8 protein-coding genes are annotated in these 12,367 nt (G+C 47.6%); 3 read left to right on the forward strand and 5 right to left on the reverse strand.

Annotation, left to right across the window (positions count from 1 at the left end; genetic code table 11):
• Positions 1–13: 13 nt before the first annotated feature.
• The 3 genes from AC1DXC_RS11810 (at position 14) to AC1DXC_RS11820 (ending at position 2,757) form a co-directional block, all read left to right on the forward strand.
• Positions 14–586 (forward strand): Crp/Fnr family transcriptional regulator, encoded by a 573-nt coding sequence (locus tag AC1DXC_RS11810; RefSeq protein WP_477459357.1) that lies wholly within the window; start codon positions 14–16, stop codon positions 584–586.
• A 281-nt stretch (positions 587–867) separates the two neighbouring features.
• Complete coding sequence (locus tag AC1DXC_RS11815) at positions 868–1,311, forward strand: carboxymuconolactone decarboxylase family protein (RefSeq protein ID WP_477459358.1); 444 nt, start codon at positions 868–870, stop codon at positions 1,309–1,311.
• Positions 1,312–1,578: 267 nt separating this feature from the next.
• Positions 1,579–2,757, forward strand: coding sequence for a GAF domain-containing sensor histidine kinase (locus tag AC1DXC_RS11820; RefSeq protein ID WP_477459359.1), 1,179 nt, complete (start codon positions 1,579–1,581; stop codon positions 2,755–2,757).
• Positions 2,758–2,779: 22 nt separating this feature from the next.
• Here the strand turns inward: AC1DXC_RS11820 and AC1DXC_RS11825 are convergent, their stop codons facing one another.
• From AC1DXC_RS11825 to AC1DXC_RS11845, 5 genes are all read right to left on the reverse strand, one after another.
• Positions 2,780–3,163, reverse strand: a complete 384-nt coding sequence (locus AC1DXC_RS11825) for a hypothetical protein (protein ID WP_477459360.1) — start codon at positions 3,161–3,163, stop codon at positions 2,780–2,782.
• 127 nt (positions 3,164–3,290) lie between these two features.
• Positions 3,291–5,702: an ABC transporter permease gene (locus tag AC1DXC_RS11830; RefSeq protein ID WP_477459361.1), complete on the reverse strand. Its 2,412-nt coding sequence runs from the start codon at positions 5,700–5,702 to the stop codon at positions 3,291–3,293.
• Between the two features lie 207 nt (positions 5,703–5,909).
• Positions 5,910–8,702, reverse strand: coding sequence for a glycoside hydrolase family 2 protein (locus AC1DXC_RS11835; protein ID WP_477459362.1), 2,793 nt, complete (start codon positions 8,700–8,702; stop codon positions 5,910–5,912).
• Positions 8,703–9,217: 515 nt separating this feature from the next.
• Positions 9,218–10,765, reverse strand: coding sequence for an FG-GAP repeat domain-containing protein (locus tag AC1DXC_RS11840; RefSeq protein WP_477459363.1), 1,548 nt, complete (start codon positions 10,763–10,765; stop codon positions 9,218–9,220).
• Positions 10,766–10,805: 40 nt separating this feature from the next.
• Complete coding sequence (locus AC1DXC_RS11845) at positions 10,806–12,350, reverse strand: FG-GAP repeat domain-containing protein (protein WP_477459364.1); 1,545 nt, start codon at positions 12,348–12,350, stop codon at positions 10,806–10,808.
• Positions 12,351–12,367 lie beyond the last annotated feature (17 nt).

The following is a 12,367-nucleotide window of genomic DNA, read 5'->3' on the forward strand; positions in this document are numbered from 1 at the left end:
ATATTTGCATATCATGTATCCCGAACTCCTTGCCCATATCAAACGCTACGTGCAATTAACTCCCGCCGAAGAAGAACTTTTCTGCAGAAGGCTGGAACTGAAGAAGTTCAAAAAAAAAGCTATGATACTGGAGCCCGGTTACCACTGCGCGGGCAACTACTTCGTGCTAAAGGGCCTGTTGAGGCAGTATTACGTAAACAATAAGCTGAACGAGCAAATTATACAGTTTGCGCTGGAAAGCTGGTGGATTGCCGACCAGGACAGCCTGCTGAACCGCCAGCCCGCAAGCACCTATATACAAACCATAGAAGAAACCGAAGTGCTGCTGCTGCACGAGAAAGACCGCGCCGAACTCTTCGAAAAGATACCCAAGCTGGAAACCTACTTCCGCATCATGATGCAGAAATCCTTCATTGCCGCGCAGCGGCGTGTAGGTTACATCTTCAACCAAAACGACGAGGAACGCTACCGTTTTTTCACCTCACTTTTCCCGGCCTTCGTGCAACGCATCCCTCAATACATGCTGGCATCGTACCTGGGTTTTACGCCGCAATTTTTAAGTAGGTTGAGAGCGAAGAAGGTTTGATGTTGGTCATTACAGGATTTTTTATAGTGGCTATTTAACCGCAAAGTGCACAAAGAAGTCGCAAAGAAACACAAAGCCTGTCCTGTTTTTATTTTATAATATCAATGTTTAGCTGCTCATTAGCCACTTTGCAAAGCTTTGCGTTCTTTGCGCTAACAAGGACGCAAAGCTTAGCGGCCTTTGCGGTAAAATAACCACGCGAAGGTTCGTTTTTCTTAAACTCAGTTCATTTTTCGAGGCCCTCCCAATGCCCATCTTTGTCTTAACAAAAACAAAAGAAAATGAGCAGATTAAAATTAAACACCGCAGAACCCGCAGCATGGCGCGCCATGTACGCCTTGGAAAAATATGTTGAAAGCACAGGCCTGAGCCACAAACATAAAGACCTGATAAAAATCCGCGCCTCACAAATAAACGGCTGTGCATTTTGCATAGACATGCACACCCGCGATGCCCGCAAAGCCGGCGAAACCGAGCAACGCATTTACGCCCTCAACGCCTGGCGCGATACCAACTTCTTCGACGAGCAGGAGCAAGCCATATTGGCACTTACCGAAGAAGTTACACTGATAGCCGGTACTCACGTATCAAACGAGACTTACAACAGGGCAGCAGCGCTATTCGACGAAGTTTACCTGTCGCAGGTGCTGATGGCCATTATCGCTATAAACGGTTGGAACAGGATTGGTATCACTACAGAGCTGATGCCCGAGCTACAGAAATAAAACTCCGGCAGACATGCATAGTAGAGGCGCAAAATATTGCGCCTCTACAAAAAGGAAACAACGTAGAGACGCAATATTTTGCGTCTTTTTTTGTGCATTTTTTGCGCCTTTTTGCGTTTACGGTTATGCGTTTTTTACTTTTAGCTTAAATGAGCGCGTTTTTGTGATATTTTATGGCTAAACACACATCCGCCCAAAATAAAAATCCGTAATTAGTGGCAGACCCAATCTATACTTATGCATACTACTCCGATCCCTGAAAATGAGATGGGCAGAATTATTAGCCTGTCAGATTACGACCTTGATTATACCAGTTTCCAGGACACGTTTAAAGACCTGGCCAGGTTAGCCGCCACAGTTGCCGGCACATCTATCTCGCTGGTAAATTTGATAGATTCTTTTACGCAATGGACGGTTACCAACCATGGGCTGGAGATCGATCAGATGCCCCGCGAAGATTCGGTTTGCCAGTACACGATATCGATACCCGAACCGCATTTTGAAGTGAAAGACCTTACAGGCGACGACCGTTTTAAAGATAAATTTTATGTGGTAGATGAGCCAAAGCTAAAGTATTACTTCGGTATCCCACTAAAAACCGATGAAGGGCATAGCCTGGGGGCGCTTTGTGTTTTAGACCGGGACCTCAAAACCCTCTCGCCCGAAAAAATCGAACTGCTGAAAATAATAGCTGACGAAATAGTGAACCGCTTAAAGGCGCATAAAACCATTACCGGCCTCAAAAACAAGCTGTACGAAGCCAACGAAACCAAAAAGAAAGTGGCGCATGATATCCGTGGCCCGCTTGGCGGCATTATCGGGCTTGCCCAGGTTATAAGCGAACAAGGGCACGAGAACGAAATAGACGAAGTGCTGGAATTCATCAATTTGATACAGCGCAGCGGCCGTTCGTTATTGGAACTGGCCGACGAGATACTGGGTACCGACTTGCCCAAATCCAAAAGCCTTAACGCCGACGAATTTAACCTGCTGGTATTTAAAGATAAGTTGGATAAGCTGTACACCCCGCAGGCGCTCACCAAAAATATCGCGTTCGTTATCAATACTTCGGTAAACTCGGCAACCATACCTTTCAGCAAAAACAAGCTGTTGCAGATAACCGGCAACCTGATATCCAACGCCATGAAGTTTACGCCCAGAAGCGGTAAAATAACCGTAGACCTGAGCCTGAAGATAGAAGAAACGCACAACCTGCTGCAAATAAACGTAACCGATACCGGCGTGGGCCTCAGCCAGGAAGCTATTGATACCATTTTGCAAGGCAAAGCTACCTCTACAGATGGCACCAGTGGCGAACAGGGTTATGGTTTCGGCCTGGCGCTTGTGAAACACCTGGTAGATAGCCTTAAAGGCACCATGCATATCTATTCGCAACCGGGCCAGGGTGCAAACTTTGAAGTTTTGTTGCCACAGGCACAGGCATAAGCGCGAAATAAATAAAGGTCAGCTACTGAGTCTTTTTGGCGGCTGCCCTTATCTTTTCCTGCTCGCGGCTTATTTCTTGCACGGCTTCTGCTAAAAACTGTTTGCCATCGGCATTCAATACTGCGGCCTTATAGCCCCCATCGTAGTTATAAACTACCTTGCCTTTTTCGTTTTCGGCTTCAATCTTACGGCCGTTAAGTTCGAATTTAACATAGCCGCCATTGGAGATATAATCTATCCCGGTTTTATCCTTGCTAAAAACTACCTGGCCCGAATATTCGATGCGTTTGGTTTGGCCGTTATCATCTGTTGAAATCACAGTGGTGCTACGTTGCCTGCACGATGTTGTAATGGCCACAAATGCTAACCCGAGCACTACAGCTTGCAATTTTTTATACCTGTTCATATTTTGTCGTTTTTATATAAGACAAAAATACATATTACATGGTATTATGCAATACATAGTACTATTAAATTATCTATTAATTTATAAATTCCTTATAATCAAATAGATAATTTCAAATCCGCCCCTTCTATTCGGAACGCAAACTCTTAATTGGGTTCACTAACGCAGCTTTTATCAGCTGGAAACTCACGGTGGCCAGGGCTATGCAAACCGCTATGCCGCCCGCCATAGCAAATATGCTCCAGTTGATGCTGATCTTATAGGTATAATCCTGCAGCCATTTATCCATCAGGTACCAGGTTATGGGCGATGCGATGGCAAAGCCGATAACGATAAGCACCACGAATTCTTTAGAGAACAGGTAAACGATGCCCGATACTGAGGAACCCAGCACCTTGCGGATACCCACCTCTTTGATACGCTGTACAGCCATGAATGAGGCCAGACCATATAAGCCCAGGCAACTTAACAGGATAGCAACTACTGCGAAGCACTGGTATATCTGGCTCAATTGGTTTTCCTGTTTATAAAAGCTTGCCAACTGGTCGTCTACAAACTCATATTCAAACACAAACTCAGGGTAAATATCGTTCCATGCTTTCCCAACCTCGGGCAAAGCCGATTTGAAATTTGCTGCCGACAATTGGATACTGGCAAGCGAAAACTGCTTTTTATTCGAAGAAATGAGCAGCGGCGCATATTCCTCTTTAAAGGAACGGTTATGGTAGTTCTTCAGCACGCCTACTATTTTGCCTTTGACTTTGTCGTTAAATGCTATCTGCTTATTTAAAGCATCTTCTGGCTTGCTGATGCCAAGTTTAGCAACCAAGGCCTCATTAACTAAAAACTCCCGGATGGTATCTGATTGGGACAGGTTATGGCCCGCAGCAAATTTAAGTTTGTACAGCGGGGCGTAGTTCTCATCCACCATCTTTATTATCGAATAAAAATCTACCCGCTTAGGCGAATTTTCAAAAATAAAGTTCGTCCAGTCTTCATCGCCATCGGCGGGCCTGCTCGAGTTAAGGCTGGTTGCCTCCACTCCTTTTATGGTAGCCAAACGCTGTTTCAGGTAGTCTAACTTGCTAATGCCTGCGCTATCGCCCGGGAAAGGCACGTTAACGATGGCATCTTTGGCAAAGCCCATACTTTGCTTAGTGAAATAGTTCATCTGCTTTACGATGATGAAAGTGCAGATGATGAGCCCCTGCGCTATCACAAACTGAAACACCACCAGGGCATGCCTTAGCGAAATCCCCTTAGGCACTTTAGATGCAAGCTTGCTTTTTAATGCATTGATTGGGTTAAAGCCCGACAACACCATCGAAGGATAGAACCCGGCTACCACAGTAACCACTACCACCAACCCGGCCACAAATGCAGCAACCTTAAATTGTAGCAGCATAGCTGCAGAAAGTGCCAGATCCATAATTTTACCGATCATGGGAATGGCGATTAAGCTAATGATAACAGCCAGTATCAGCGAAATCAATACGATTACCAGAGTCTCTGCCAGGAACTGTATTTGCAGCTGCCCCCTGTTGCCGCCCAGTACCTTGCGGATGCCTACTTCCTTAGCACGATTTATCGCTTGTGCAGTAGCCAGGTTGATGAAGTTTACGCAGGCTATTACCAATATGAAGGATGCGATCATCCAAAGCATGGTTATCATCTGCGGGCTGATGCTTTTATCTGAAAAATCGCCGGCTTTGGTATCGTAATGCACAGCATTCAGTGCCTGGGCTATTTCGCTATCTTTATTGTCGGGCTCGTGGTTCTTTTTCACCATGGCACGTGCCTGGGCGGTGAGGTAATCGCCGGTCATACCGGGGGGCACCAGTACATAACAACCAAAACTACCCATGGTACCGTTCCACTCATGCTCTTTCACCATGCGCTCTGTCCAGCCGGTGCCCAGTGACATTACGATCTGCAAATCGAAATCGGTATTGACAGGGGCGTTTTTGATGATGCCGGCCACTTTCATGGTTGTTTGATTATTCCATTTGATGGATTGGCCGATTGCCTTGTGCCAGTCGCCAAAGTAACGCTCGGCAGTAGCCTGGCTTAGCAAAACAATGTTGGGGTCTTTCAGCACGTTGGGGCTGCCTTGCAGCATCGGGAAATCGAAAATGCGGAAAAAAGCGGGCGTTGTCGCGAATACGCCCTGGGTCTCTTTAAATTTCTTTAATACCTCCCCTTCTGCATTCAACACTTGCATTTGCTCTTGCCGGGCGTTGAATACCGGCGCAACTTCCTGCACGCCGGGTATATACTGCTTCAGGAATTGCGGGATGGCCCAGGACACGCCTTTCCCGTAAAAAATCTCTTTAGAATCTGCATGGTGATACTCCGTAAGCAGGCGGTATGTCCGGTCTTTCTTGGCGTGGAAGTTATCGAAACTGGTATGGAACTGTATCAGCACGAAAATCACCAGACAAACGGCAATGCCCGAGCCCAGGCCGATAATGTTGATAAACGTGTAGGCCTTTTGCCTGTACACATTACGCCATGCGGTTTTAAAGAGGTTTTTTATCATAACGGTGGGTGAGTTAATTAGTCTGCCAGTTTTAAGTCAAAGCCAATGCCACCAGAAAAAACCGCCTTATTGCAGTGTTTAAGGCCTTTTTTATTTTTGAGGTGTACGATAACGGACACTACTACGTACAGTTTCGTACATTGTGACCGTGCACAAAAAAGCCGGGCAAGTGTCGCCCGGCTTACACCAATTCCCAACTATATATAACTATTTAACTGGCAACGTAATTACCTGTTTTTGCAGGTTCCATCCTTCTAATAGTACTGTAGGGGTTTTGCCGCCTAATTTGGCCAGCGGAGCCCCTACGGTTACGGTAATACTTTCATGCGGGGCAAGCGAAAAGTAGTTGCCCGTCCAATAGCTAGGCATCACTTCGTCGCCATTGCTCATCAGCTGCGGGCGCACGAAGAAGGCAATCTTATCTGATGTGTTGCTGAAAGTCATGGTCCATTTATTTTCGCTGAGGCCTTTCTCTGTTTTGATAACTTTTGCGGTTACTGTTGCAGCTTTCAGTGTGTTCAGCGCATTAAAATCGTCGGTAGCCGATAACCAATAAACATTGTGCGACAGTACTTTGCCGGCAGCATTCTTCAGGTTAAGCACCACGAAGCTCATGCCTTTGTTGCCGGCCAATACGTCTTTCAATTGTACCACTTCCTGCACGCCTGTTTGGGCGAGGCCTACATGGGCAACCGTTATCGATTTGATGAGCTTGCTATCCACATCGTACACGTCGGCCGTGGCGGTTAAACTGCCGGTAGCCTTGTGCATACGGTTGATGATAGCCACGCTGCTATTATCGTAATTATATTGTATATGCAGTGGCTCGCAGGCGTTTTGCATAGCGTAGTAGCCCGCGTTGGGTTCCAGGTACCAATCGTAAATTTGCCATATAACGCTTGGCAGCGCTGCATTTAGCTTCCAAAGCATTACGCCGCCGGTTTCGTTCAGCTTATGCCCGTCGGCCTCAAAAATGCCGCGGTACCCGTTATCGTTCATCAACTGCATCTTGTCGCTAAACTCCACCATAGTTTTGGGCTGGCCGTAGCGGCTCACCATTTGGTTGATGTACTTATCGTACCTGCCAGCACCCGTGGCTGCATCGTGGTAGCCCCAGCTATCGTTCAGCGGGAAGGGCAATTTGGTATCCCAAACCAGGTTCGGTATTATCCGCTTTAGGGTGCTGTATGGCGGTTGCGATGGCAGGCCGGTTTCATCTTTAAATACCCAATCTTTACCGGCGTTGGCCAACGCGTAATAATCTTTAGGGTCCTTCCATTCGTAAGGGCCGCCGCTGTACACGCCCGATGGCATATCATCCGGCCAGGAACCTTTCCAACCCTCAGGTAATTTGGCAAAGCCCGATGAACTTGGGATGAACGGGCGCGTGCCATCCAGCGTAATGATATCGTTGCGCATTACATCGTACAATTCTTTGCGGGCGTGGCCCTCGTTGCCGCCCGTCCAAACCAGCAAGCTGGGGTGGTTGCGTATGCGGTATATGGTACTCTCCACGTTGTTGATGAATACGTTACCCTCCAGCGGCCAATCGGGCGAGCCTTTAAATTCGCCCTGGGTATCGCCGGTTATCCAAAAATCCGACCATACCATCTGCCCGTATTTATCGGCTGCGTTCCAGAAAGCATCGGGCTCTGTAACGCCGCCACCCCAAATGCGCACCAAATTTACGTTGGCGTTGCGGCACAGGTGCATTTCATAATCGTACCGTGCCGAGTCGCGGTTCACCATCATATCGGGTACCCAGGCCCCTCCTACCAAATGCACATTCTCGCCGTTCACGAAAAACTTCCGGCGCACAAAGCCGTTCACCGTTTCGGCTTTAGAGCTTACAGTGCGTATGCCAAAAACGAAGGTAGTATCATCAGAAATAGCCGTTCCGCTGGCGTATTGCAGGCGGATGCGGTATAAATTGGCCCTGCCATAGCCGTTTGGCCACCAAAGTTTTGGCTGTTTAATGAGCAATTGGCTGATGTTATCGCCACTGAGCGACACCGTTTTGCCTGCATTGGCCGGCACCGTGAAGCTTTGCGAAAACTGTACAGCTGCACCCGTAAAATTCTCAGGTTTTATGCTGATGGTGAGCTTGCCGGTACTTGCCGCCGCGCTATGGTTGGCCAGCGTGAGGCTTAAGGATAGCTTAGCCACGCTGGTATCTGGCAGCTTGGGCAGGTCTGTAACTAATTTGGGCCTTCCGATGGTAACGCCGCCCGTGGTACGCAGGAAAACCGGTTGCCATATGCCCATATTGCGGTCACGCACGGGGGGGATCCAATCCCAGCCTGCAGAGCAAAGCATGGTAACGTTTTTGCCGATATCGCCTGTAGGGCCGCCATTTTCATAGAATGGGCCGAGGGCCTTTAATTGTTCTTTTGCAGGATAACCCGGATAATCCAGCGGATATATCTTGACAGCCAGCGCATTATCGCCACCGGCTATTATGGCTGCGCTTACGTCCAGATTATGTTCGGCAAACATGCCGGCCATTTGGGTAGAATCGGCTATTTGTTTGCCGTTTAACCATACCGCAGCACGATAGTTTATGCCTTTAAATATCAGCTGGAAAAACTTGCCTTTATCTGCCGCAGGCACTTTAAAGGTGGTGCGGTACCAGTAAGGCTTTTTCCATGGGTTGGGGTCGTTTGGCAGGTGGCTGTATTGCTCCAGGTTGTACTCTTTGTTGAACTGGTCCGATGCATCGGGTATCAGCATATTGTTGAGCCCCTGGTATGGGTCGGGATAAATTTTGTTGGCAACCAAACCAGTGAGCACAGTTGAGGGTACCTTTACCGGGAACCAATACACGCCCGAATGGTATTTTGTTCCCGATAATTCGGCACCGTTTTCTTTAATAAGCGAGGAGGACTGTAAGTCAAAGTTGGTGAGCTTTACCTGTTTAACCTGCTGGGCAAAAGCGGTTGCAAGCAGCAAAGCGTTTATGAGGATACCGAAAGCGGCGACGTAAAATAGTTTCTTCATCATGAATATTTAGCGAAGTAAAACTACGCTCAGCGTCGCCTAAAAGAGTGTACTTATTTATCAATTGGTTATACTATTTGGGCGATTGGTAAAGAGTTTTGTTTGTCCGGTTTTTGTTTTATAGAAAATTGGAAAATCAGTCGGAAAATGTGACGGATTCAGATAATTCCACACCCGGTTTTATTGGCCCGGCTACGGTTCAAACGTGCAAAAAACGCCCTTGAAAATCTGTGTTTTTCTGTGTTTTTCGGACTTTTTCACGCTTTTTTATGGTTTTTTCATCGCAGGCTAAAAAAGGGCGAAATTTGCATCAAAATGGCATTTTTAGGCTAAATGCAGATTTGCGGGCTGCGAAATCTTGTCCAGCTTTTTCCAGGTTTTTGAACAGTTGCAGCTATGGTTTTCCAGGAATTTCCAGCTAATCAAGCCACATAAGTTTCCTCCTCGCCCCTACCTTTAGCCCCACACTGCTCGTTCGGGATGACAGGCTGGTTAGGGTGTTCCCAATCACCAATCCCCTACTCCTTCCCCTTATTCACAAGCACTACAATGGGATTATACATATCCCAGTTGGGTTTGAAATCTTTTTGGTTGATGAGTTTATCGCCGTAGATGGAGAAGTTGCCCAGCACGATATCCTTATCGCCGTCGCCGTCGAAATCGGCTACCTCCATAGAAATCCAGCGCCCATATTTGCTTACGGGTACGCGGTGAGGCTTGAATTTGCCTGCCGATGTTTGTTCCAGGTAGGTAAAACCTTCGGCAGGGTTATCCTTAAAATCGGCAAAGAATGCGATTACGGCCATATCCAAATCGCCGTCGCCATCAAAATCTGCCGACATAACCTTGGATGCCCCATTGATGTGGTAAAAGTAGGTTTGCTTAAAAGCCCAATTGCCCTGGTTGGTAAATACATATACGCCGTGGTAGGGCTTCAGTACACTGCTATAATCGTTATTGTCGCCGCAGGTGTAAATGATGTCTTTCTTTCCGTCGCCGTTTATATCTGCCAGCTGGAAACTATTGGTGCCATAAACCGGCGGGAAGCGCAATAGGTTGCGTTGGATAAAGCCGCCTTTCTTATCGTTGGTAAACAGCCACACGCCCTCGTCGCCCTGCGCAAAAAGGCACATTACATCGGGCCAGCCATCGTTGTTATAGTCGCCAATTTCTGCCTGTATAGCGCCGGGGACGGCCCGCATTATCTTCTTTATAAAACGACCATCAGCTTGCTGCTTTACCAGGTACAGGCCACCGGTAGTGTTGCCATAACCGCATACGATATAATCTGTACGGCCATCTTTGTTAAAGTCGCCGCTGGCGGTAAAAACTGGGCGCGGCAGGCTATCGGTCAGCATCAGCGTATCGGCGTTTGCCTCACCAAGTGTCAACTGCTGCAGGCTGCCTTTAAGGTAGTCGTTCGGCGGCAGCACACCGATGCAGGTAAAAACGCTCGTATTGCTGCCATCGGCCCGCTTAAAAAAGTTTGCAGCAGATATTGGCGAGGGTAGCTTTTTTAGCAGTGTTGCTTTCAACCCCGCGTTCCAGGTTAACAGGTTATTGCCGTCGCCGGTATAAAGTTTGCCATCGTTGGGGTTAAAGGCAATCATAGATGTCATGGCAGGCGAGCCTTTTCGGTCGACCCTGGCGGGAAGTTTAAGGCCGAAGATGGCCCAATCGGTACTGGTATCCGGTTTGGGCAGAGCCAGCTTTTGCGGAGCTGCACTTTTATAATAATCGCGCAGCTTTTGCCAAGCGGTTAAACTCATGGCCGAGTGACTATCTACATAATACTGCCCCATTTCCTGCTGTATGCCAAGGCGCAGGGCCATCTGGGGCATTATGCCGTTTTCCCAGGTGGTTTTATCCAAAAGCGAGGGATCGGGGTATTGGTGGCAGCTTTTGCAGTATTGCAGGCTAAGCGCCTTGCCATCGGCAATGTTTTCTGCCGGGGTGTTTACGTGTGGCGTGTTATTGCATCCGTAAAAAACAATTATAGCCGCAGTTGTTACTGCAGCTATAATTAAGGCTAGTTTATTTGCAGATACCTTATTTTTCTTCAACATCAATTCGCTTTGCCCCGCAGGTACGCTTTAATCTTTTGCCCTATTTTTTTGTATGGTTCTCTAACACGATGAAGGGCGTATGCTCATCCCAATTTGGTGCAAAATTCGGCTGGAACAAAAAGCCGGTGGCATAGTTGGCCAGCAATATATCGGGCTTACCATCGTGGTTTATATCGGCAACATCCATGCCCATCCAGCGGCCTAATTTACTTACCGGGATGGCGTGCGGCTTAAACTGCATGGCCTTATCCTGCTCAAAATATATAAATTCTTCGGCAGGCTTATCTTTCATATTGGCAAAAAAAGCAATGGTGGCTATATCCAGGTCGCCATCGCCGTCAAAATCAGCCGCAATGGCCTTGCTACAACCATTAATGGGGTAAAACCATTTTTGTTTGAAGTTGAATTTGCCCGTGTTCTCGTAAATGTATAACCCGTGGTAGGGTTTCAGGATGCGCGAATCGTGGAAATTGTAGCCGCAGGTGTAAACCAAATCCAAATCGCCATCGTGGTCAATATCCGCCAGCTGGAAACTGGTGGAGCTATTGGTAGGCGGGAATTTGATCAACTCCGTAGCATCAAAGCCACCCTTTTTATTGTTGATGTACATGGCAAGGCCCTCATCGCCGGTGCCGTAAAGCACCATAACGTCTGCCCAGCCATCGCTGTTGAAATCTCCGGTAATAGCCTGTACAGCGCCGGGCCTATCGGTAATAGAGGTGCGCTTATACCCCTTGCCGTCTGCATATGCTTTAAGCAGGTAAACGCCACCCGTGTGGAAGCCTTGGGAGCATATCACAACTTCCTGTTTGCCATCCTTATCAAAATCGGCACTTAAGGTTTGCACCGGCCGTGGCAGGTCGGTTTCTAACTGGTTAAGTGTTAGCGTATTGCCCAGGTTAACCTTAAATACGCGGCCGTTAGGGAAATCGACCGGATCCATACGACCGATGCACGATACGATGGCCTGGTTTACGCCCGCCGAATCTGCTATAAATTTAAGGTCGACAGCAGCGGAGGGTAAATTCACTTTGTTAACCGGCTTAAGCTGGCTATTAAATTCGGTTAAATTGCCGGTTACCACATCGCCCGTATAAATATTGCCGGTTTTAGGGTTAGCCATTACCATCGAGGTAAAAGAGATATCCGCCGTTTTCTCGGCTTTCCTCAGGGTAAAGCCAGCCCAATCATTCAACAATGGCGTAGGGGCCTTTGCAGCAACCAGCGTATCGGGTGCTGCTTTCTTATAGTAGGATACGATGGCCTGCCAGTTAAGCAGGCTCATGCCGCTGGTATCGTTATCGGCTTTATAGTAATCGGCACCGTAGGTTTTTATCGAGAAGAACTGTGCCATCGCCGGCAAGGTATGTATCGTCCACACATCTTTGGTGAGTGCATCAACCGGCACAAGCGCATGGCATTTGGTGCAATGTTGCTGTACAAGCGCTTTACCATCGGCCAAAGTATCGCCTGTTAGCTCATATGGCCCGCCAACCTTGCTTTTGCAGCTATTGAAAATGGTGCTTATGGATAATACTAATACCCCGGATAGTATGCAGGAGGTAAATAAAAAAGTCCTTTTCATTTTTGATGATAAAAGTA

It is taken from the genome of Mucilaginibacter sp. P2_D11, assembly GCF_056404435.1.